Raw genomic sequence first — 19,326 nt, 5'->3', positions numbered from 1 at the left:
CAGTGTGTCAGTCAATGCATCTTTAACTGATCCACCGCATTCGCGAGCAAGCCCGCTCCCACATTTTTTACCGTGTTGAGTCTGGCTTACGCGGCTTGCTGGAACTGTTGCCGATACTGGTTCGGCGACAGCTCGGTGTGCTGCCGGAACAGCCGCGCAAAGAAGCTCGCATCGTCGTAACCCACCTCATAGCTGATGGTCTTGATGCTCTTGCGGCTGCCCGAGAGCAGGCCTTTGGCCGTCTCGATGCGCAGCCTTTGCAGGTAATGCAGCGGCTTGTCGCCGGTGGCTGTCTGGAAGCGGCGCATGAAGTTGCGGATGCTCATGCCGTGTTCCCGTGCGACGTCTTCGAAGCGGAACTTGTCGGCAAAGTGCTCTTCGAGCCAGTGCTGGATCTGCAGGATGATCACGTCCTGGTGCAGCTTTTGCCCACCAAAACCGATGCGCCCCGGCGCGTAGTTGCGCTGAACTTCGTAAAGGATGTCACGGGACACGGCCTGGGCGATGTTGGCGCCGCAGAAACGCTCGATCAGGTAGATGTAAAGGTCGCACGCTGAGGTAGTGCCGCCAGCGCAGTAGAGGTTGTCGGCGTCGGTGAGGTGCTTGTCCTGGTTGAGCTGCACCTTGGGGAAACGCTCGCTGAAGGCGTTGAAGAAACGCCAGTAGGTGGTCGCCTCCTTGCCATCGAGCAGCCCGGCTTCGGCCAGCCAGAACACCCCGGTGGCTTCACCGCAGAGCACTGCGCCACGCGCATGTTGCTCGCGCAGCCACGGCAGCACTTGCGGGTAGCGGGTGCACAGCGCCTCGAAGTCATCCCAGAAGGCCGGCAACACAATGATGTCGGCGTTTTCCAGGCCGCCGTCCACCGGCATGATCACATCGCTGAAGCTGCGTACCGACTGCCCATCGGGGCTGACCAGGCGTGTTTCAAATGCCGGGGTCAGGCCCAGGCCTTGCTGCTTGCCGTAACGCAGGCTGGCGAGATGGAAGAAATCCTTGGCTTGCATGAGGGTGGAAGCGAATACCCGATCAATGGCCAAAATGCTGACGCGCCGCAAGGGCGTGGAGATTTGGTTAGACATAATTTCATTTATTCTTATAGGGGAAAGTGGTCACCAGACGGCTGGATCGTCTTATTTTTTGTCGCATGTGTCCAGTGTCCTGTGACGCCTTCGCGGCATAGGCTCTGTGGTCTGGTCTTTGTCCGACAATCCACACAGGTGACCCATGATCCCCAGAACCTTGTTCAGCTCGGAGCACGAACTCTTCCGCGAGAGCGTGCGCACCTTCCTTGAAAAACATGCCGCGCCGTTCCATGGGCAATGGGAAAAACAGGGTTATATCGACCGTAACCTGTGGAGCAAGGCGGGGGAGTCGGGGATGCTGTGCTCCCACCTGCCGGAAGAATACGGCGGGCTGGGCGCAGACTTTCTGTACAGCGCGGTAGTGATCGAAGAGATCAGCCGCCTGGGCCTTACCGGCATCGGTTTTTCCCTGCATTCGGACATCGTCGCGCCTTACATCCTGCATTACGGCAGTGAGGCGCTGAAGCACAAGTACCTGCCCAAATTGATCTCTGGCGAGATGGTCACGGCCATCGCCATGACCGAGCCGGGTGCCGGTTCTGACCTGCAAGGTGTGAAGACCACTGCCGTGTTGGACGGCGACGAGTATGTGATCAACGGCTCTAAAACGTTTATCACCAATGGCTACCTCGCCGAGTTGGTGATCGTGGTAGCCAAGACCGATCCCAAGGCCGGCGCCAAGGGCACCAGCCTGTTTCTGGTGGAAGCCGATACACCGGGCTTCGACAAGGGCAAACGCCTGGAGAAGGTGGGCATGAAGGCCCAGGACACCTCGGAGCTGTTCTTTCAGGATGTACGCGTGCCCAAGGAAAACCTGCTGGGCCAGGCAGGCATGGGCTTCGCCTACTTGATGCAGGAGTTGCCTCAGGAGCGCCTGACCGTGGCGATTGGCGCACTGTCATCCGCCGAAGCCGCGCTGGCGTGGACCCTGGAATACACCCGCGAGCGCAAGGCGTTCGGCAAGGCGATTGCGGATTTTCAGAACACCCGCTTCAAGCTGGCGGAAATGGCCACCGAGATTCAGATCGGTCGCGTGTTTGTCGACAAATGCATGGCGCTGCACCTGGAAGGCAAGCTTGACGTGCCCACCGCCGCGATGGCCAAGTACTGGGCCACTGACCTGCAATGCAAAGTGCTCGACGAGTGCGTGCAGTTGCACGGCGGCTACGGGTTTATGTGGGAATACCCGATTGCACGGGCTTGGGCAGATGCGCGGGTGCAGCGCATTTACGCGGGGACCAATGAGATCATGAAGGAGATAATTGCGCGGGCGCTTTGACGCCCATCTGATCGTTCCCACGCTCTGCGTGGGAATGCATCCAGTGACGCTCTGCGTCATACCTTCAAGCGCGGACGCGGAGCGCCCAGGGCGGCATTCCCACGCAGAGCGTGGGAACGATCATTGCGGGTCAATCAAGGCGCTGGGTTCGGATGATCCTTCTGAATCGCCTCAATCCCGTCCAGCACTTCCTTGGACAGCTTCAGGTCAGCACTGGCAATGTTGCTGTCCAACTGCTCCAGGCTCGTGGCGCCGATGATGTTGCTGGTCACAAACGGCTGCTGTGTCACAAACGCCAGCGCCATCTGCGCCGGGTCCAGGCCATGCTCGCGCGCCAGGGCCACATAACGGCTGCACGCGGCTTCCGACTGCGGGTTGAAGTAGCGGCTGAAACGGCTGTACTCGGTCAGGCGTGCCTTGGCCGGGCGTGCGCCGTTTTCGTATTTGCCGCTGAGCATGCCGAAGGCCAGCGGTGAATAGGCCAGCAAACCGCATTGCTCGCGAATCGCCACTTCCGCCAAACCCACCTCAAAGCTGCGGTTGAGCAGGTTGTAGGGGTTCTGGATCGATACGGCGCGGGTCCAGCCTCGGGCTTCGGCCAGGGCCAGGAATTTCATGGTGCCCCACGGGGTTTCGTTGGACAGGCCGATGTGGCGGATTTTGCCGGCCTTGACCTGTTCGTCCAGCGCTTCGAGGGTTTCTTCCAGCGGGGTCAGGTTGTCTTCGTCCTTGTGCTTGTAGCTCAGTTGGCCAAAGAAGTTGGTGCTGCGCTCTGGCCAGTGCAGCTGGTAGAGGTCGATCCAGTCGGTTTGCAGGCGCTTGAGGCTGGCATCCAGAGCTTCGACGATGTGCTTGCGGTTGTGGCGCAGGTGGCCGTCGCGGATGTAATCAATGGTGTTGCCGGGGCCGGCGATCTTGCTGGCGAGGATCCAGTCGGCGCGGTCGCCACGGCTCTTGAAGTAATTACCGATGTAGCGCTCGGTGGTGGCATAGGTGTCGGCCTTGGGCGGCACCGGGTACATTTCGGCGGTGTCGAGGAAGTTGATCCCTGCGGCCTTGGCCCGTTCGATCTGCGCGAAGGCCTCTGCCTCGCTGTTCTGCTCACCCCAGGTCATGGTGCCCAAGGCGATCGCGCTTACGTTCAGATCGGTGCGGCCCAGCTGTCGATAATCCATCGGGTACTCCTTCGGGGAAAACAATCATAAAAGCAGGTTGAATTTTTTTTCGCAATCTGCATAATTGCCCACCTCTTTCTGCAGTGGAAGTGATGCGCCGCCTGCCGAAGAATCTTGCCGTTGAACGGACGCGCCGACCCGAGCCCCCGATAGCGTCTGTATCCGGCTGCCTTTGACTTGTCAAAGTACGCACTATTCAGTAAGATCCGCCGTCTAATTTACAGGGCGGCCCCTGAGGCTATTAAAGAATGACAACTTTTACTGCAAAACCGGAAACAGTTCAGCGCGACTGGTTTGTCGTCGACGCCGCTGGTCAGACCCTGGGTCGTCTGGCCACTGAAGTCGCCAGCCGTCTGCGTGGCAAGCACAAGCCTGAGTACACCCCTCACGTTGACACCGGTGACTACATTGTCATCATCAACGCCGAGCAGGTACGTGTTACCGGCAACAAAGCGCAAGACAAAATGTACTACCGTCACTCCGGTTTCCCAGGCGGTATCAAGTCTTCGAACTTCGAAGGCCTGATCTCCAAGAAGCCTGAAGCCCCGATCGAAATCGCGGTCAAAGGTATGCTGCCTAAGGGCCCACTGGGTCGCGATATGTTTCGCAAGCTGAAAGTCTATGCGGGCGCTGTACACCCTCATGCTGCTCAGCAGCCCCAAGAACTGAAGTTTTAACGGAATAGTTCATTATGTCGGCGACTCAAAATTACGGCACTGGCCGTCGCAAAACCGCTACCGCTCGCGTTTTCCTGCGTCCGGGTACTGGTAACATCTCGATCAACAACCGCACTCTGGAAAATTTCTTCGGTCGCGAAACTGCCCGCATGGTAGTTCGTCAGCCGCTGGAACTGACCGAGACAGTTGAAAAGTTCGACATCTACGTCACCGTTATCGGTGGCGGTGTAAGTGGTCAAGCTGGCGCAATCCGCCACGGTATCACTCGCGCTCTGATGCAGTACGACGAAACCCTGCGTGGCGCTCTGCGCAAAGCTGGCTTCGTAACTCGCGATGCTCGTGAAGTTGAACGTAAGAAAGTCGGTCTGCGTAAAGCGCGTAAGCGTCCGCAGTACTCGAAGCGTTAATTCGCTTTACGTTCCACAAAAACGCCCAACTCCTCACGGAGCTGGGCGTTTTTTATTGCCTGCGATTTATGCATAAATTTCACCGTGACAACTTGCCACATCCGTAGACCCCCTATACTACAAGGCCTGGAGGCTGAGCCCAGGGCAATTCCCTTGTCATACGTGGGGCTTTTCATTACCATCCGACAAAATTTTTATAAGTAAAGATTCAACACTTAGTAGACGCCTGATTTAACAGGCCAAAAAGCTGATGGGAGAGGACTGAATGAGCAATGACGGCGTGAATGCAGGCCGGCGTCGCTTCTTGGTAGCAGCCACATCCGTGGTGGGTGCTGCAGGAGCGGTGGGGGCTGCGGTCCCGTTCGTGGGGTCATGGTTTCCCAGTGCCAAGGCGAAAGCCGCAGGTGCACCGGTGAAGGTGAATGTCAGCAAGATCGACCCAGGCCAGCAGATGATTGCTGAGTGGCGCGGTCAGCCGGTCTTCATCGTTCGTCGTACTGAGGAGATCCTGGGGAATCTGAAGAAAATCGAAGGTCAGCTGTCTGACCCCGACTCTAAGAACTCCGACCAGCCCGCCTACGTCGATAAGGAAATCCGTTCGATCAAGCCAGAGATCCTGCTGCTGATCGGTATCTGCACCCACTTGGGTTGCTCGCCTACCTTCCGCCCGGAAGTTGCTCCTGCCGACCTTGGCAAGGATTGGGTCGGTGGCTACTTCTGCCCATGCCACGGCTCCCACTACGACCTCGCCGGTCGCGTCTACAAGTCACAACCCGCACCACTGAACCTGCCAGTGCCGCCACATCACTACGAGACTGACAGTGTCATTGTCATTGGCGTCGACGAGGGGGAGAAAGCCTGATGAGCAAGTTCATGGATTGGGTGGATGCGCGCTTCCCCGCCACTAAAATGTGGGAAGACCATCTCAGCAAATATTACGCGCCAAAAAACTTCAACTTCTTCTACTTCTTCGGCTCGCTGGCCTTGCTGGTGCTGGTCAACCAGATCGTCACCGGTGTGTGGCTGACGATGAGCTACACGCCGTCGGCGGAAGAGGCGTTCGCCTCTGTCGAGTACATCATGCGTGACGTCGAGTACGGCTCGATCCTGCGTCTGCTGCACTCCACCGGTGCGTCAGCGTTCTTCATCGTCGTGTATATGCACATGTTCCGTGGCCTGCTCTACGGTTCGTACCAGAAGCCACGCGAGCTGGTGTGGGTGTTTGGCATGCTGATCTACCTGGCGCTGATGGCCGAGGCCTTCATGGGCTACCTGCTGCCGTGGGGCCAGATGTCGTACTGGGGTGCCCAGGTAATCATCTCGCTGTTTGGTGCGATCCCGGTGATCGGCAACGACCTGACCCAGTGGATCCGTGGTGACTACCTGATCTCCGGCATCACTCTGAACCGCTTCTTTGCGTTGCATGTTGTTGCATTGCCTATCGTGATTCTGGGCCTGGTGGTGCTGCACATCCTGGCGCTGCACGAAGTGGGTTCCAACAACCCCGATGGCGTCGACATCAAGAAGCATAAAGACGAAAACGGCATACCGCTGGATGGCATTCCGTTCCATCCGTACTACACCGTCAAAGACATTGTCGGCGTGGTGGTTTTCCTGTTCATCTTCTGCTCGATCGTGTTCTTTTTCCCGGAGATGGGCGGTTATTTCCTGGAGAAGCCTAACTTCGAACAGGCCAACGCCTTCAAGACGCCTGAGCACATTGCGCCGGTCTGGTACTTCACGCCGTTCTACGCGATCTTGCGTGCGATCCCCGACAAGCTCATGGGCGTAATGGCCATGGGCGCGTCGATTGCGCTGCTGTTTGTACTGCCATGGCTCGACCGCAGCCCGGTCAAGTCGATGCGCTACAAAGGCTGGCTGAGCAAGATCTGGCTTTGGGTGTTCTGCATTGCATTCGTGATCCTGGGCGTGCTGGGCGTATTGGCACCGACTCCAGAGCGCACGCTGCTGTCGCAGGTCTGCACCTTCCTGTACTTCGCCTACTTCATTCTGATGCCGTTCTACACCCGGCTCGAGAAGACCAAACCGGTTCCGGAAAGGGTGACTGGCTGATGAAAAAGTTATTCGTTGCTTTGATCCTTGCGGCGCTGCCGCTACTGTCCTTCGCTGCCGAGCACGGCGCGGAGCTGGAAAAAGTCGATATCGACGTGTCCGACAAGGCCGCCATGCAAGATGGCCTGCGCACGTTCACCAACTATTGCATGGGCTGTCACAGCGCCAAGTTCCAGCGTTACGAGCGTGTCGCCGATGACCTGGGCATTCCCCATGACGTGATGCTCAGCCATGCCGTGTTCACCGGTGCCAAGATCGGCGACCACATGAGCATCGGCATGCAGCCGGCAGATGCCAAGGCCTGGTTCGGCGCTGCGCCGCCCGACCTGACCCTGGTGGCGCGCGTGCGCGGTACTGACTGGCTCTATGGCTACCTCAAATCCTTCTACGAAGACCCGGCGCGCCCTTACGGCGTGAACAACAAAGTCTTCCCGAACGTCGGTATGCCTAACGTTCTGGTCGGCCTGCAGGGTCGCCAAGTGGTAGGATGCAAGCAGGTTCAGGTCGTTGACGACGGCAAGAAGCAATATGATCCGCTGACCGGCACGCCTCTGACACACGAAGCGTGCGATCAACTGACCATCGTGCCCAAGACCGGTACGCTGAATGAAGAGCAGTTCGACGAGAAGGTCAAGAATCTGGTGACCTTCCTGGCCTACTCGGCCAACCCGGTTAAATTGCAGCATCAGCGCATCGGTACCTATGTGTTGCTGTACCTGGCCTTCTTCTTCGTATTCGCCTATCTGCTCAAACGTGAATACTGGAAGGATGTGCATTGATCCAACCGTAAGCAATTGCTGTTAATCTTGCGCGCCCAGCGGCATCTCTGAATACGTAGCGGTCTGGTTGAACCAGGCACTACAGGGATGCTCTCTGGGCGCGCTCGTTTTTGAGCTTTCCATAATTTCAACAAGCGAGGAGGACCGCCATGGGCGTGACCAATCGGTTGGCCTGTTACTCCGACCCCGCCGACCACTATTCCCACCGAGTACGCATCGTGCTCGCAGAGAAGGGTGTCAGCGCCGAGATCATCAGTGTGGAGGCAGGTCGTCATCCGCCGAAACTGATCGAAGTGAACCCTTACGGCAGCTTGCCCACCCTGGTCGATCGTGACCTGGCGTTGTGGGAGTCAACCGTGGTGATGGAATACCTGGATGAGCGTTACCCGCATCCACCTTTGCTGCCGGTGTATCCGGTGGCGCGTGCCAACAGCCGCCTGCTGATCCATCGGATCCAGCGTGACTGGTGCGGGCTGGTGGATGTGATCCTGGATACACGCAGTAAAGAAGCCGTTCGTGTGCAAGCGCGCAAGGAATTGCGCGAGAGCCTGACCGGCGTTTCGCCGCTGTTCGCCGACAAGCCTTTTTTCCTCAGTGAGGAACAAAGCTTGGTGGATTGCTGCCTATTACCCATACTCTGGCGCTTGCCGATCCTGGGCATTGAACTGCCACGGCCGGCCAAGCCGTTGCTTGATTACATGGAGCGCCAGTTTGCGCGTGAGGCTTTCCAGGCGAGTCTGTCTGGTGTCGAACGCGATATGCGCTAAGGCTTAAGGAGCCGCTGATGAACTCCAGTCGACCCTATTTGGTCCGCGCGCTCTATGAGTGGATTGTGGACAACGATTGCACCCCGCACATGCTGGTCAACTCTGAATTTCCCAAAGTTGACGTGCCGCAGGGTTTTGCCAGTGACGGGCAGATCGTACTGAACGTTTCGCCAAGTGCTGTGCGCCACCTGCACATGGACAATGAAGCCGTCAGCTTCGAAGGGCGTTTTGGCGGCGTGCCGCATACGCTGTTCGTGCCGATTGGTGCCATCCTCGGGATCTACGCCCGGGAAAATGGCCAGGGCATGGTGTTTGATCTGGAGTCGCCTTTCGAGGATGACGAAGCGATCGAAGGCGAAGACGGTGATGATGTACCGCCACCGGACTCCGAGCCGCCGCGTCCAAGCGGTCGGCCGAGCCTGAAAGTGGTGAAGTAAGCGGCGTTCACCTTCGTGTGAGCGCTAAAAATGCCTCGGCCTGTGCCGGGGCATTTTTTTGCGCAAAGGATATGGATGAAAGTCGTGTCAGAACGGTGATCGTACAACCGCCATGGGCTATGATGCGGGCTCAAGTTCGCCGAGAAAGATCATTCGTCATGGAAAACGCCAACACCGCCCCTCGTCTTCCCCGCAAGCGCCGCAGCCTTGCCCAGGAATTGGTCACGGTGTTGTCCGAGCAGATCCGCGACGGCCAGCTCAAACGCGGCGACAAGTTGCCCACCGAATCGGCCATCATGGAAGCCCATGGGGTCAGCCGCACGGTGGTGCGTGAGGCCATCTCGCGTTTGCAGGCGGCGGGTCAGGTGGAAACTCGCCACGGTATCGGCACCTTTGTGTTGGACACGCCCAGCCCGAGCGGTTTCCGGATCGACCCGGCCACGGTGGTAACGCTGCGAGATGTGCTGGCGATTCTGGAACTGCGTATCAGCCTGGAAGTGGAGTCGGCCGGCCTTGCTGCGTTGCGCCGCAGCGACGAACAACTGGCGGCCATGCGCGCGGCCCTCGATGCGCTGAATGAAAGCGCGGCCCACGCCGGCGATGCGGTGGCGTCAGATTTTGCATTCCACCTGGAAATCGCACTGTCCACCGGCAACCGCTACTTCACCGACATCATGACCCATCTGGGCACCAGCATCATTCCGCGTACCCGGCTGAATTCGGCGCGCCTGGCCCATGATGATCAGCAGCATTACATGGGCCGCCTGAGCCGCGAACACGAAGAGATTTATGAGGCGATTGCCCGTCAGGATTCGGATGCGGCCCGCGCGGCCATGCGCCTGCATTTGACCAACAGCCGTGAACGGCTGCGCCATGCCCATGAAGAGGCAGAAGCGCAGCGCGGTTAACCGGGTAACCGAGTGGTGTCAGGAGTAAATCGATCCAAGTGGGGGAGCGGGCTTGCTCGCGAATGCGGTGTGTCAGTCTGCACATGCATCAACTGAAAAAACGCCTTCGCGAGCAAGCCCGCTCCCACATTTTGATCTCCTTGGTTTGGAGTTTTGCGTCTAATTAATTGGCCGGTTGGTTGGGCTTGTAGTCCTTGAGCAGCAGATAAGTACTCCAACCCCACCAATCATTGGTCCAGTGCTTGTCGTTCAGGTCATTCACGTCCTTGCGGCGCAGTACCTTGTCACCCTCCATCTTGAACAGCGGCGAAAAATTGTTCGCCGGGTTCTGCGCAGTATTCAGGTCTGGCACGTACAGCGGCGCCTTGAAGCTGGCCGGGGAGGGTGCGATACCGCTGATAAAGGTTTCGAAGATCTCATCGGCCGAGGCCTGCACCGAACGTTTGACCATGGCCCGATTGTCCGCGTCGATAGCATTGAAGTAGCGCTTGTCCCCATAAGCGTGCCATTGATCACCCTTGGCATTGCGTACCTTGAGCCCGAATTTGCTGTCTTCGTCGTGCATGAAGCGGCTGATCAGCGAGCCCAGCTCTCCAGGTGTGACCACCGCCGCCAATTGCTTGCGCGGCACGCGCAGGTGGCCGGCAGAAAACAGATCGGTCAAAAAGTGATCGGCAAAGCTGTTCATCGCATACGCCAGTTCCAGCGCCTGGTCGGTGCCGGTCTGGTGTGCGATGACCGCCTGTTGCAGCGCTGCCGTATGGCCGGCCAGGTACGCCGACAGCGCCCATTCGCCAAAGTGGTCGGCGTTGTCGGCTGCCAGCTTCAAGTAGCGCCCCAGTGGTATCAGCGCCGAAACCGCACTGCCGCCGCCGGTGATGCGGTTCCACTCCTCGGACAACGTATCACCCAGCGCATCATAGGCTTCATGGGGTTGTTTGCCATCCCGGATTGCCTGGTTGACCGCGTTGATCTCCTTTTGCATGACCGCGAGGATTTTCCCGGCCTCTTCACGCGAGGCGGGCAGCACCGCCAGCGTGTTGAAGGCGGCGGTAAAGCGTTGCACACGCTCGGCCGGGGAGGCGCCATCGCTGATGGCCTGGCCGGGAATACCATAGAAGTCGCCGCCCAGGGCAATCACTTGGCCGTAGGTCAGCGCCAGGCCGTTGGGCAAGTGCAGTTCAACTTGCCGCGCAGGAATCGCCGGAGCGTCCTTGACGAAACGCAGCACGGTGTCATCGCCGATGGCCGTGTGTTCACCGCCTTCAAAACGTAGGGTGGGTGGGGTTTTTTCGGGTGCTGCGAGTTCAAGACCTGACATGTTAGCTCCTTGCTATGTCGTAGGAATCTTCCGTAATAACTGTATGCATATACAGTTATTGGGAGCATAGAGGAATAATTTCCTACGTCAAGAAGCTGCTTTTAAACGCGTGCCGACGGATGAAGCCGGATGAATTGCAGTTGACGAATCTTTTTATAGTTGTACGATGACGTACGACATCATCAAAACCAACAACAACCTTTCGACAGAAAGTCTTCATCCAGGGTGTTCGAATAATGAATCCACAAGAACTGAAGTCCATCCTCTCCCACGGTCTGCTGTCTTTCCCGGTAACCGATTTCAATGCCCAGGGTGACTTCCACCAGGCGGGCTACATCAAGCGTCTGGAATGGCTGGCCCCTTATGGCGCCACCGCCTTGTTCGCCGCCGGCGGCACCGGTGAGTTTTTCTCCCTGGCCGCCAGCGAATATTCCCAAGTGGTGAAGACTGCTGTTGATACCTGCGCCACCAGCGTGCCGATCCTGGCCGGTGTCGGCGGTTCGACCCGTCAGGCCATCGAATATGCGCAGGAAGCCGAGCGTCTTGGCGCCAAAGGCTTGCTGCTGCTGCCGCACTACCTGACCGAAGCCAGCCAGGACGGTGTCGCCGCCCACGTTGAGGCCGTGTGCAAGTCGGTCAAAATCGGCGTAGTGGTCTACAACCGCAACGTTTGCCGCCTGACCGCGCCCTTGCTCGAACGCCTGGCCGAACGCTGCCCGAACCTGATCGGCTATAAAGACGGCCTGGGCGATATCGAGCTGATGGTGTCGATCCGCCGCCGTCTCGGCGACCGTTTCAGCTACCTCGGCGGCCTGCCGACTGCAGAGGTTTACGCCGCAGCCTACAAGGCCCTGGGCGTGCCGGTGTACTCCTCGGCGGTGTTCAACTTCATCCCGAAAACCGCGATGGACTTCTACCACGCGATTGCCCAGGACGATCACGCCACTGTTGCCAGGATCATCGACAACTTCTTCCTGCCTTACCTCGATATCCGTAACCGTAAAGCCGGTTACGCGGTGAGCATCGTCAAGGCTGGCGCCAAAATCGTCGGTTACGACGCAGGCCCGGTACGCACGCCGCTGACCGACCTGCTGCCGGAAGAATACGAAGCCCTGGCCGCGCTGATCGACAAGCAAGGTCCGCAGTAACTTATCCACAAGGCCGCTGAGCAATCAGCGGCCTTTTGCGTCAGGAGAGAATGTGTGTCCCAAGCCAAACGTTTTGAAAACTACATCAACGGCGAGTGGGTGGCCGGTGCCGACTACTGCAACAACATCAACCCGTCGGAGTTGTCCGACGTCATTGGCGAATACGCCAAGGCCGATGTAGCCCAAGTCAACGCTGCGATCGATGCCGCCCGCGCCGCGTTCCCGGCCTGGTCGACGTCCGGCATCCAGGCGCGCCACGACGCTCTGGATAAAGTCGGTAGCGAAATCCTTGCCCGCCGCGAAGAACTCGGTACCTTGCTGGCCCGTGAAGAGGGCAAGACCCTGCCCGAAGCCATCGGCGAAGTGACCCGCGCCGGTAACATCTTCAAATTCTTCGCCGGCGAGTGCCTGCGTCTGTCTGGCGATTACGTGCCTTCGGTGCGCCCGGGCGTGAATGTGGAAGTCACCCGCGAAGCCCTCGGTGTAGTCGGCCTGATCACGCCGTGGAACTTCCCGATTGCCATCCCCGCGTGGAAAATCGCCCCAGCCCTGGCTTACGGCAACTGTGTGGTGATCAAACCGGCCGAACTGGTGCCGGGCTGCGCCTGGGCCTTGGCCGAAATCATCTCCCGCGCCGGTTTCCCGGCCGGTGTGTTCAACCTGGTGATGGGCAGTGGCCGTGTGGTTGGCGATGTGCTGGTCAACAGCCCTAAAGTCGACGGCATCAGCTTTACCGGCTCGGTTGGCGTGGGTCGCCAGATCGCCGTCAGCTGTGTGTCGCGCCAGGCCAAAGTGCAGTTGGAAATGGGCGGTAAAAACCCGCAGATCATCCTCGACGACGCCGACCTCAAACAGGCCGTCGAGCTGTCGGTACAGAGCGCGTTCTACTCCACCGGCCAGCGTTGCACGGCCTCCAGCCGCTTGATCGTCACCGCCGGTATCCACGACCAGTTCGTCGCGGCCATGGCCGAGCGCATGAAGTCGATCAAAGTCGGCCACGCGCTCAAAAGCGGCACTGACATTGGCCCGGTGGTTTCCCAGGCCCAGTTGGACCAGGACCTGAAGTACATCGACATCGGCCAGAGCGAAGGCGCGCGGCTGGTCAGCGGCGGCGGCCTGGTGACTTGTGACACCGAAGGTTACTACCTGGCGCCGACACTGTTTGCCGACAGCGAAGCCGCCATGCGTATCAGCCGTGAAGAGATCTTCGGCCCGGTGGCCAACGTGGTGCGCGTCGCCGATTACGAGGCGGCACTGGCTATGGCCAATGACACCGAGTTTGGCCTGTCGGCGGGCATCGCCACCACCTCGCTCAAGTACGCCAACCACTTCAAGCGCCACTCCCAGGCCGGGATGGTGATGGTCAACCTGCCGACCGCCGGCGTGGATTATCACGTGCCGTTCGGTGGCCGTAAGGGCTCGTCCTACGGCTCGCGTGAGCAAGGTCGCTATGCGCAAGAGTTCTACACAGTGGTGAAAACCAGCTACATCGGGTCGTAGGAAATGGCCCGGTAGGCACCGGCTTATGTGGGAGCTGGCTTGCCTGCGATTGCATCACCAGGGTGTAACTGACACACCGTGGTGCCTGTATCGCAGGCAAGCCAGCTCCCACACAAAGCGGTTCCTGCACTTAAAACAGAAATGATTACCCGCAAAAAAAATAATTAGTGGGAGTACTTCTTCATGCAAGCGACCAAGCCGACTCACGTCCGCTATTTGATCCTGCTCATGCTGTTCCTGGTGACCACGATCAACTATGCCGACCGAGCCACTATCGCCATCGCCGGCTCCAGCCTGCAAAAAGACCTCGGCATTGACGCGGTCACCCTCGGTTATATCTTCTCCGCATTCGGTTGGGCCTACGTGGCCGGGCAAATTCCCGGTGGCTGGCTGCTGGACCGGTTCGGCTCGAAAAAAATCTATGCGCTGAGCATTTTCACCTGGTCGCTGTTCACCGTGCTGCAAGGCTATGTGGGTGAGTTCGGGGTTTCCACCGCGATTGTGGCGCTGTTTATGCTGCGCTTCTTGGTGGGCCTGGCAGAGGCGCCTTCGTTTCCCGGAAACGCCCGTATTGTGGCGGCGTGGTTTCCTACGGCTGAACGCGGCACAGCGTCGGCGATCTTCAACTCGGCGCAGTACTTCGCCACGGTGCTGTTTGCACCGCTGATGGGCTGGATCGTCTACACCTTCGGCTGGCAGCACGTGTTTATTGTGATGGGTGGCATCGGCATCCTGTTCTCGCTGATCTGGCTCAAACTTATCCACAGCCCGCGCCAGCATCCGATGATCAACGAAGCCGAGTTCAACCACATCGCGGCCAACGGTGCGATGGTCGACATGGACCAGGATAAAACCAAAGGCCAGAAAACCGACGGGCCGAAGTGGGATTACATCCGCCAACTGCTCACCAACCGCATGATGCTCGGCGTGTACCTGGGCCAGTACTGCATCAATGGCATCACCTATTTCTTCCTGACCTGGTTCCCGGTGTACCTGGTTCAAGAGCGCGGCATGACCATCCTCAAGGCGGGCTTCATCGCCTCGTTGCCGGCGATCTGCGGCTTTATCGGCGGCGTACTCGGCGGGGTGATTTCCGACTACCTGCTGCGCAAAGGCCATTCGCTGACTTTCGCGCGCAAGGCGCCGATCATTGCCGGCTTGTTGGTCTCCAGCAGCATCATCGCGTGTAACTACGTTGACGTTGAATGGATGGTGGTCGGCTTCATGGCCCTGGCCTTCTTCGGCAAAGGCGTTGGCGCACTGGGTTGGGCGGTAGTGTCCGACACCTCGCCGAAACAAATCGCCGGGCTCAGTGGCGGTTTGTTCAATATGTTTGGCAACCTGGCGTCGATCAGCACGCCGATTGTGATTGGTTACATCATCGCCACCACCGGCTCGTTCAAATGGGCGTTGGTGTTCGTCGGCGCCAACGCGCTGCTGGCGGTGTTCAGCTACTTGGTGATCGTCGGCCCGATCAAGCGCGTGGTGCTCAAAGAGCCACCGAGCAAAGGCCCGGAACTGACTAACCTTACCCAAGCGCACTCCTGAGGGGCGATGTAATGCAGTTGATTGAACATGCCGACTCGCCGCGCTCGATCCGTTTGCACGCGCGCGACAATGTGGTGATCGTGGTGAACGACCAGGGCGTGCCGGCCGGCACCGAGTTCCCGGATGGCCTGGTGACCGTGGATTTCATCCCGCAGAGCCACAAGGTGACTTTGGAAGATATCCCCGAAGGTGGTGAAATTATTCGCTACGGGCAGACCATCGGTTATGCCCTGGCGCCGATTCCGCGCGGCAGTTGGGTGCAGGAAGACCAGTTGCGCATGCCCACTGCGCCACCGCTGGACAGCTTGCCGCTGTCCACCGAGGTGCCTGCCACTCAGGCGCCGTTGGAAGGCTTCACGTTTGAGGGTTACCGCAATGCTGACGGCACCGTCGGCACGCGCAATATTCTCGGCATCACCACCACGGTGCAATGCGTCACCGGTGTGCTGGACCATGCGGTCAAGCGCATCAAGGACGAGTTGCTGCCCAAGTACCCGCACGTTGATGACGTTGTCGCGCTGACCCACAGCTACGGCTGTGGCGTGGCCATTACTGCGACCGATGCCTACATTCCGATTCGCACGGTGCGCAACCTGGCTCGCAACCCGAACCTGGGCGGCGAAGCGCTGGTGATCAGCCTGGGCTGCGAGAAGTTGCAGGCCGGGCAGGTGATGCACGACAACGACAGTTCCGTGGACCTCAGTGAGCCTTGGCTGTACCGCTTGCAGGACTCCAGCCACGGGTTTACCGAAATGATCGAGCAGATCATGGCACTGGCCGAAACCCGCTTGAAGAAACTCGACCAGCGTCGCCGCGAAACTGTGCCCGCGTCGGAATTGATCCTGGGCATGCAATGCGGCGGCAGTGATGCGTTTTCCGGCATCACCGCCAACCCGGCGTTGGGCTATGCCTCGGATCTGCTGTTGCGGGCTGGGGCGACGGTGATGTTTTCCGAAGTCACCGAAGTTCGCGATGCCATCTACCTGCTGACTTCACGTGCCGAGAGCAAGGAAGTGGCCCAGGAACTTGTCAGGGAAATGGACTGGTACGATCGTTACCTGGCCAAGGGCGAGGCCGATCGCAGCGCCAACACCACGCCGGGCAACAAGAAGGGTGGGTTGTCGAACATTGTCGAGAAGTCCCTGGGCTCCATCGTCAAATCCGGCAGCAGCGCGATCAATGGCGTGCTCGGCCCGGGCGAGCGGTTCAAGAGCAAGGGCCTGATCTTTTGCGCCACGCCAGCCAGCGACTTTGTCTGCGGCACCCTGCAACTGGCGGCCGGGATGAACCTGCATGTGTTCACCACCGGGCGCGGTACGCCCTATGGGCTGGCGATGGCGCCGGTGGTCAAGGTGTCGACGCGCACGGAACTGGCGCAGCGCTGGCCGGACTTGATCGATATCGACGCCGGGCGCATCGCCACCGGGCGCGCGAGTATCGAGGAGTTGGGCTGGGAGTTGTTCCACTTCTACCTGGAGGTGGCCAGCGGCAAGAAACAGACCTGGGCGGAGCGGCATAAGCTGCATAACGACATCACCCTGTTCAACCCCGCGCCCATTACCTGAGACCGACGACTGATCGTTCCCACGCTCTGCGTGGGAATGCCTCTTTGGACGCTCTGCGTCCGCTGTGAATGGGACGCGGAGCGTCCCGGGCTGCATTCCCACGCAGAGCGTGGGAACGATCCAGGTGAATCTGGCTTATCATTAGCCACCTGACGACACCCACCAAGGTTCTCCCCGGCATGCTGGCTATCTTCCTCACCACCCTGACCATCACCGCGCCGGTGTTTGCCATGCTGTTTCTGGGGGTGCTGCTCAAGCGCATCAACTGGATCAACGACAACTTCATCCACGTTGCATCGTCCCTGGTGTTCAACGTCACCATGCCGGCGCTGCTGTTTCTCGGCATCCTCCACGCCGACCTGCATTCGGCGCTCAAGCCCGGTTTGCTGATCTACTTTGCTGTGGCCACGCTGCTGAGCTTTGCCCTGGCCTGGGGCTGGGCGATCTTTCGTTGCCCGCATGAAGACCGTGGCATTTACGCCCAAGGCGCGTTTCGCGGTAACAACGGCGTGATCGGCCTGGCGCTGGCGGCCAGCATGTACGGCGACTACGGCATCTCCCTTGGCGCCATCCTCGCGGCGCTGGTGATTCTGTTCTACAACACGCTGTCGACCATCGTGCTGGCGGTGTACAGCCCGGTGATCAAGTCCGACCCGTGGAGCATCTTCAAAAGCGTGATAGCCAACCCGCTGATCATCAGCGTGATCGTCGCCGCGCCGTTCGCGATCTTCAAGATCGGCTTGCCGGGGTGGCTGGAGTCGTCCGGGCAGTACCTGGCGGACATGACCTTGCCGCTGGCATTGATCTGCATTGGTGGCACCTTGTCGTTGGCGGCCTTGCGCAAAAGCGGGAGCATGGCCTTGAGTGCCAGCCTGGTGAAAATGATCGGCCTGCCGCTATTCGCGACGCTGGGCGCGTGGCTGCTGGGCTTTCGCGGGCCGGAGTTGGGGATTTTGTTTCTGTATTTCGGTGCGCCGACGGCGGCCGCGAGCTTTGTCATGGCCAGGGCGGCCGAGGGCAACCATGAATTGGCGGCGGCGATTATTGTGATCACCACATTGATGGCGGCGGTGACCACCAATATCGGGATTTTTGTGTTGCAGGCGGGTGGTTGGATCTAAGATTTGTGGTGTGTTTGAGGGCCATTCGCGAGCAAGCCCGCTCCCACATTTGGCCGTGTTCCAACATGAGAATGCAGTCAAGTGTGGGAGCGGGCTTAACAGTCACTACTGATCTGCCTGATACGCCTCAATCACTTCCTGCGCCGCCCTGAACGCATCAATCGCCGCCGGTACACCGGCATACACCGCGCAATGCAACAGCGCTTCGCGAATTTCCTCAACCGTGCAGCCATTGTTCAGTGCGCCGCGCACGTGGCCCTTGAGTTCCTGCGGGCACTTGAGTGCGGTCAGGGCTGCCAGGGTGATCAGGCTGCGGGTCTTCAAGGGCAGGCCCTCGCGATTCCACACGCTGCCCCAGGCATGTTCGTTGACAAAATCCTGCAGCGGCTGGGTAAACTCGGTGGCGTTGCCCAGTGCGCGATCGACGAACACGTCGCCCATCACCTGGCGACGCATCTCAACTCCGGGCTTTTTCTGATCGGTCATTGCGCTTCCCTCTTGTGTTGGCGGCGCCAGGCTCGCAGCGTGCTCAGTAGCAGAAACGCCATCAGCGCCGGCAGGACGTAATACAGCATCAGTTTTTCCAGCCGGGTAGCCAAGGGCATGCCGAACGTGAACGACACCACGTGCAGTGCGTACACCAGGTACAGACCCAGCAATACCAGGCCTTCGGCGCGGGTGACCCGGTAACCGGTGTAGAACACCGGCAGGCACAGCACCACCACGCCGAGCATCACCGGCAAGTCAAAATCGAGGGCGTTGGGCGATACCGACAGCGGTGACGGCGCCACCAGCGCAGTAAACCCCAGTACGCCGAGCAGGTTGAACAGGCTGCTGCCGATTACATTGCCTACGGCAATCTCGCGCTCGCCGCGCAGGGCGGCAATCAGCGAAGTGGCCAGGCACGGCAGTGAGGTGCCGACGCCGATCAAGGTCAGGCCAACGATGCGTTCCGACAGGCCCAGATCACTCGCCACGTCTACCGCCGCGCCCAGCAGCAAATGCCCGGCCAGCACCAGAATCAGCAGCCCGCCGAGCATCAGCAACACGCTGCTCAACCACGGCGCCCTGGCCACGGTGTCCAGCGTGCGCGGGCGCCGGGAGTGGCGGGTCTGGTAATGCAACACACCCAGGTAGGCCACCAGCGCTGCGAGCAGTACCAACCCGTCAGCGGGGGTCAGCTCTTCATTGGCCGAGAGGGTAAACACCAGCAGCGCGGCGCAAATCATCACCGGAATGTCCAGGCGCACCAGTTGCCGCGATACCCGCAGCGGGATGATCAACGCAGACAGGCCAAGGGTGACGAGGATGTTGAAAATGCTGCTGCCGATCACGCTGCCCACAGCGATGTCGGTGTTGCCCGCCAGGGTTGCTTGCAGGCTGACGGCCATCTGCGGCGCGCTGCTGCCGAAGGCGACGATGCTCAAGCCGATGATCAGTGGCCGCACCTTGAGGCTGGCCGCCAGGCGCACGGCGGCGCGCACCAGGATTTCCGCGCCGAGAATCAGCAGCAGCAGGCCGCTGACCAATTCGAGC

The 19,326-nt window shown here is 59.5% G+C and carries 19 protein-coding genes; 14 read left to right on the top strand and 5 right to left on the bottom strand.

Features of this window, described 5'->3' with window-relative positions; genetic code table 11:
* Window positions 1-86: 86 nt before the first annotated feature.
* A complete protein-coding gene (locus ACTD9P_RS13945; protein ID WP_178112749.1) occupies window positions 87-1,007 on the bottom strand; it encodes a GlxA family transcriptional regulator in 921 nt (306 codons plus the stop codon).
* Between the two features lie 220 nt (window positions 1,008-1,227).
* On the opposite strand from ACTD9P_RS13945, the gene ACTD9P_RS13940 reads away from it, so the two are divergent.
* Window positions 1,228-2,364 carry an acyl-CoA dehydrogenase family protein gene (locus ACTD9P_RS13940; protein WP_438868119.1) on the top strand — a complete coding sequence of 379 codons (1,137 nt, stop codon included), beginning with the start codon at window positions 1,228-1,230 and terminating at the stop codon, window positions 2,362-2,364.
* Between the two features lie 134 nt (window positions 2,365-2,498).
* Here ACTD9P_RS13940 and ACTD9P_RS13935 read toward each other — a convergent pair whose 3' ends face one another.
* Entirely contained in the window at window positions 2,499-3,539 is a 1,041-nt protein-coding gene (locus tag ACTD9P_RS13935; protein ID WP_438868118.1) for an NADP(H)-dependent aldo-keto reductase, read from the bottom strand.
* Between the two features lie 248 nt (window positions 3,540-3,787).
* On the opposite strand from ACTD9P_RS13935, the gene rplM reads away from it, so the two are divergent.
* From rplM to ACTD9P_RS13895, 8 genes are all read left to right on the top strand, one after another.
* Window positions 3,788-4,216, top strand: a complete 429-nt coding sequence (rplM, locus tag ACTD9P_RS13930) for a 50S ribosomal protein L13 (RefSeq protein WP_003171742.1) — start codon at window positions 3,788-3,790, stop codon at window positions 4,214-4,216.
* Window positions 4,217-4,230: 14 nt separating this feature from the next.
* Window positions 4,231-4,623: a 30S ribosomal protein S9 gene (rpsI, locus tag ACTD9P_RS13925; protein ID WP_003216038.1), complete on the top strand. Its 393-nt coding sequence runs from the start codon at window positions 4,231-4,233 to the stop codon at window positions 4,621-4,623.
* 265 nt (window positions 4,624-4,888) lie between these two features.
* Entirely contained in the window at window positions 4,889-5,485 is a 597-nt protein-coding gene (gene petA, locus ACTD9P_RS13920) for a ubiquinol-cytochrome c reductase iron-sulfur subunit (RefSeq protein WP_003216040.1), read from the top strand.
* Window positions 5,485-6,696 carry a cytochrome b gene (locus ACTD9P_RS13915; protein ID WP_017138268.1) on the top strand — a complete coding sequence of 404 codons (1,212 nt, stop codon included), beginning with the start codon at window positions 5,485-5,487 and terminating at the stop codon, window positions 6,694-6,696. Before petA ends, ACTD9P_RS13915 begins: the two co-directional genes overlap by 1 nt.
* Complete coding sequence (locus ACTD9P_RS13910) at window positions 6,696-7,475, top strand: cytochrome c1 (RefSeq protein WP_438868117.1); 780 nt, start codon at window positions 6,696-6,698, stop codon at window positions 7,473-7,475. The genes ACTD9P_RS13915 and ACTD9P_RS13910 overlap by 1 nt, the downstream gene beginning before the upstream one ends.
* A gap of 149 nt (window positions 7,476-7,624) precedes the next feature.
* The gene (locus tag ACTD9P_RS13905; protein ID WP_017138266.1) at window positions 7,625-8,242 is read left to right on the top strand and encodes a glutathione S-transferase N-terminal domain-containing protein; all 618 of its coding nucleotides are present in this window, start codon (window positions 7,625-7,627) and stop codon (window positions 8,240-8,242) included.
* A 17-nt stretch (window positions 8,243-8,259) separates the two neighbouring features.
* Window positions 8,260-8,679, top strand: a complete 420-nt coding sequence (locus tag ACTD9P_RS13900) for a ClpXP protease specificity-enhancing factor (RefSeq protein ID WP_069786065.1) — start codon at window positions 8,260-8,262, stop codon at window positions 8,677-8,679.
* 158 nt (window positions 8,680-8,837) lie between these two features.
* Window positions 8,838-9,587: a FadR/GntR family transcriptional regulator gene (locus tag ACTD9P_RS13895; RefSeq protein WP_106578653.1), complete on the top strand. Its 750-nt coding sequence runs from the start codon at window positions 8,838-8,840 to the stop codon at window positions 9,585-9,587.
* 163 nt (window positions 9,588-9,750) lie between these two features.
* Here ACTD9P_RS13895 and ACTD9P_RS13890 read toward each other — a convergent pair whose 3' ends face one another.
* Window positions 9,751-10,908, bottom strand: a complete 1,158-nt coding sequence (locus ACTD9P_RS13890) for a phospholipase (protein ID WP_438868116.1) — start codon at window positions 10,906-10,908, stop codon at window positions 9,751-9,753.
* 236 nt (window positions 10,909-11,144) lie between these two features.
* Between ACTD9P_RS13890 and kdgD the strand changes: the two genes are divergently transcribed.
* The 5 genes from kdgD to ACTD9P_RS13865 all read left to right on the top strand — a co-directional run bounded on the left by kdgD (window position 11,145) and on the right by ACTD9P_RS13865 (window position 17,790).
* Window positions 11,145-12,056, top strand: a complete 912-nt coding sequence (gene kdgD / locus ACTD9P_RS13885; protein ID WP_056859044.1) for a 5-dehydro-4-deoxyglucarate dehydratase — start codon at window positions 11,145-11,147, stop codon at window positions 12,054-12,056.
* Between the two features lie 54 nt (window positions 12,057-12,110).
* On the top strand, window positions 12,111-13,556 hold the full coding sequence (locus ACTD9P_RS13880) for an aldehyde dehydrogenase family protein (RefSeq protein WP_110622098.1): 1,446 nt from the start codon (window positions 12,111-12,113) through the stop codon (window positions 13,554-13,556).
* Window positions 13,557-13,739: 183 nt separating this feature from the next.
* On the top strand, window positions 13,740-15,104 hold the full coding sequence (locus ACTD9P_RS13875) for an MFS transporter (protein WP_056859043.1): 1,365 nt from the start codon (window positions 13,740-13,742) through the stop codon (window positions 15,102-15,104).
* A gap of 11 nt (window positions 15,105-15,115) precedes the next feature.
* Window positions 15,116-16,669, top strand: coding sequence for a galactarate dehydratase (garD, locus tag ACTD9P_RS13870; protein ID WP_438868115.1), 1,554 nt, complete (start codon window positions 15,116-15,118; stop codon window positions 16,667-16,669).
* 179 nt (window positions 16,670-16,848) lie between these two features.
* Window positions 16,849-17,790 (top strand): AEC family transporter, encoded by a 942-nt coding sequence (locus ACTD9P_RS13865; protein WP_438868114.1) that lies wholly within the window; start codon window positions 16,849-16,851, stop codon window positions 17,788-17,790.
* A gap of 105 nt (window positions 17,791-17,895) precedes the next feature.
* Here the strand turns inward: ACTD9P_RS13865 and ACTD9P_RS13860 are convergent, their stop codons facing one another.
* Together ACTD9P_RS13860 and ACTD9P_RS13855 are read right to left on the bottom strand one after the other, a co-directional pair.
* Window positions 17,896-18,276, bottom strand: coding sequence for a carboxymuconolactone decarboxylase family protein (locus tag ACTD9P_RS13860; protein WP_438868113.1), 381 nt, complete (start codon window positions 18,274-18,276; stop codon window positions 17,896-17,898).
* On the bottom strand, window positions 18,273-19,319 hold the full coding sequence (locus ACTD9P_RS13855) for a calcium/sodium antiporter (protein WP_438868121.1): 1,047 nt from the start codon (window positions 19,317-19,319) through the stop codon (window positions 18,273-18,275). The genes ACTD9P_RS13860 and ACTD9P_RS13855 overlap by 4 nt, the downstream gene beginning before the upstream one ends.
* Window positions 19,320-19,326 lie beyond the last annotated feature (7 nt).

It is taken from the genome of Pseudomonas onubensis (genome assembly GCF_965653655.1).
Lineage (GTDB): Bacteria > Pseudomonadota > Gammaproteobacteria > Pseudomonadales > Pseudomonadaceae > Aquipseudomonas.
This window is presented reverse-complemented; position numbering and strand designations above follow the sequence as displayed.